General features: G+C 62.0%; 3 protein-coding genes and 2 pseudogenes. 4 read left to right on the plus strand and 1 reads right to left on the minus strand.

All coding sequences use genetic code 11. The features are described 5' to 3' along the window. The 3 genes and pseudogenes from A8B82_RS21185 to A8B82_RS21195 all read left to right on the plus strand — a co-directional run. A pseudogene (locus A8B82_RS21185) lies at positions 1 to 305 on the plus strand (antitoxin of toxin-antitoxin stability system); the annotation flags it as partial. A gap of 77 nt (positions 306 to 382) precedes the next feature. Continuing rightward, positions 383 to 637 (plus strand): type II toxin-antitoxin system prevent-host-death family antitoxin, encoded by a 255-nt coding sequence (locus A8B82_RS21190; protein WP_235604765.1) that lies wholly within the window; start codon positions 383 to 385, stop codon positions 635 to 637. Beyond that, on the plus strand, positions 630 to 1,046 hold the full coding sequence (locus tag A8B82_RS21195; protein ID WP_235604766.1) for a hypothetical protein: 417 nt from the start codon (positions 630 to 632) through the stop codon (positions 1,044 to 1,046). The genes A8B82_RS21190 and A8B82_RS21195 overlap by 8 nt, the downstream gene beginning before the upstream one ends. Positions 1,047 to 1,074: 28 nt before the next feature. Here the strand turns inward: A8B82_RS21195 and A8B82_RS21200 are convergent, their stop codons facing one another. Further along, the gene (locus tag A8B82_RS21200) at positions 1,075 to 1,368 is read right to left on the minus strand and encodes a hypothetical protein (protein ID WP_067297111.1); all 294 of its coding nucleotides are present in this window, start codon (positions 1,366 to 1,368) and stop codon (positions 1,075 to 1,077) included. A gap of 176 nt (positions 1,369 to 1,544) precedes the next feature. Between A8B82_RS21200 and A8B82_RS21205 the strand changes: the two are divergent. Further along, positions 1,545 to 1,931 (plus strand): annotated as a pseudogene (locus A8B82_RS21205) (hypothetical protein); the annotation flags it as partial. Between the last annotated feature and the right edge of the window lie 17 nt (positions 1,932 to 1,948).

Genomic DNA, 1,948 nt, shown 5'->3' on the forward strand with positions numbered 1-1,948 from the left:
TCGCCGACTGGCTGCAGGCCATCCAGCGGCGGAATTTCTACCAGATCGCCGCTGAGGTCAGCCACCGTGGGCGGTACTACCACGAATATACCATGGCCGTTGACGTCACGCGGGACAGCCCGACCTCGCAGCCGCCGACCGAAGACGCGGAAGAGATCGTGACCGAGGCGCTGCGCGACCTTGCCCGCTGGCTCTACCGCCAGCTTGAGGCTGAATACGACCACCTGACCTCGGACGAGACCATAGAGGAGGGGATCATCGTCAACGAGTACACCTTCACCGCAGGGGGGCGGCGGTTCGGATGACACATGGGAGGGCTCAACCTATCTCTTGCAGAATATCCAGAATGTATGTATATTCTGCACAAATGGAGACCCCGATCATGCATGAGCTTCCCGAGTTCAAGGCGGCCGACCTGACGCGGCACACAAGTGACCTGTTCGACGCGGCCATTCGGTCGCCGATTGCGATCACCAAGCACCGCAAGCCGAAATTCGTGCTGATGAGCATGGATCAGTACCAGCAGCTCGCGCGGGGGGCCACGCAACAGGCTCACATGATCGACGAGATGCCAGAGGATCTCAAGGCGCTTATGATAGAAGGGCTCGAGCGGGACTTGACGCGGGCGGATGACTAAGCCGAGCGCGGGAGAGGTTTTCCGCTATCCGTTCCTGTGGAAACGCGAGCAGATGGCGGGTGAGACCGAGGGCCGCAAGACGCGACCGGTCTGTATCGCCGTCACTGTCGCCAAGTCCGATAACGAGACCGTGGTGTTCATCCTGCCGGTCACGACGCAGCCGCCCTTGCCCTCGCGCAAGTTCATCGAGGTGCCACAGATCGAGTCGCAGCGCGTGGGGTTGGAAACCCATGTCCGCAAATGGGTCATGCTGGACGAGATCAACACGGATATTCTGGAGCGGTCCTATGTCTGGGAGGACCGCACGCCCATCGGCACGTTCAGTTCCGTCTTCACATCCAGGATCCAGTCCAGCCTCATCGCGCTTGCCAGATCGGGCGGGGCATCGGTTGTTAGTCGGCTGAAGTAGTCTCGATCACCGCAGGGTCTGCCCAGCTTTACTTGTTCCCATCGATCCACTTCGACATCAGCCCTTTGTCGCGGAAACACTCATCCGGGACGGCGCGGCGTTTGATCCGGGCGAGACGCTCGGCAAAGGCGACCTGCTTTGATGTCGGGCGGCTGTCCTGCGCGCCCGGGTTCAGTTTGGCTTGTGCGTCGATCCAGGCGCTCAAGGAGCGCCGATCTTGCTGAACCTCCCATGGCAAAAGCGTTTGGTTGCGCAGGGCCAGCGACCGCGCATAGGCGATCTGCTTTGGCGTCGCGGGCAGGGCGTAAGCGGTGCTTTCCATCGGGGATCTCCCTTCATAGCGTGGCTTTCAAAATAGAACATAACAGGAACAAAAGCAAGCCGCCTGCGGAAATCATGGGCTTTGAGAGGAAGAGGATGGCCGGGGAAGGTCAGGCCTGAGGGTGCCCGAAAGAGGGTGTCCGGGCCTGATCCTGTTCCTCATTCCGGAGTTTCCCGATGACCCATCTCGCCCATTTTGCGACCGAGCGCGCACTTGCGTCTGTTGCCCCCATCCCGTCCCTCGACACGGCCGCTGCGATCCTGAGCGTGGCCGAGGCGCTGCAGCCTGACCTGGCGCAAGGTTTCCAGATCGACGCGCTGCGCCTGCGCGTTGAGATGGAGCGCGTCTTTGGCGGCTCTGACGCGACCGGCGCCTGGGACTGGAAGCTGGCCTATGAAGCGGGCGAGGCAGCGCTGGTCCTGTTCCTGCGGAAGTTCGGCCGTGCGCTTCTTGCCCGTGCCGGCTCGCCTGCGGCGCTGCTGCCGATCCTTGCCAAGGTGTCCGGCCTTTTGCCGACCCATACGCGGCGGTCCGAGGAGATGGAGCGGTTCCAGCAGATGGCATGACCATTCTTGGCGCT

Origin of the sequence: Sulfitobacter sp. EhC04 (assembly GCF_001650875.1) — a bacterium.
Classification (GTDB): Bacteria; Pseudomonadota; Alphaproteobacteria; order Rhodobacterales; family Rhodobacteraceae; genus Sulfitobacter.

Bases quoted from the DNA above. Each gene is read 5' to 3' on its own strand.
- A8B82_RS21200 (WP_067297111.1), bottom strand. From the start codon at position 1,368: ATGGAAAGCACCGCTTACGCCCTGCCCGCGACGCCAAAGCAGATCGCC.
- A8B82_RS21195 (WP_235604766.1), top strand. From the start codon at position 630: ATGACTAAGCCGAGCGCGGGAGAGGTTTTCCGCTATCCGTTCCTGTGG.
- A8B82_RS21190 (WP_235604765.1), top strand. From the start codon at position 383: ATGCATGAGCTTCCCGAGTTCAAGGCGGCCGACCTGACGCGGCACACA.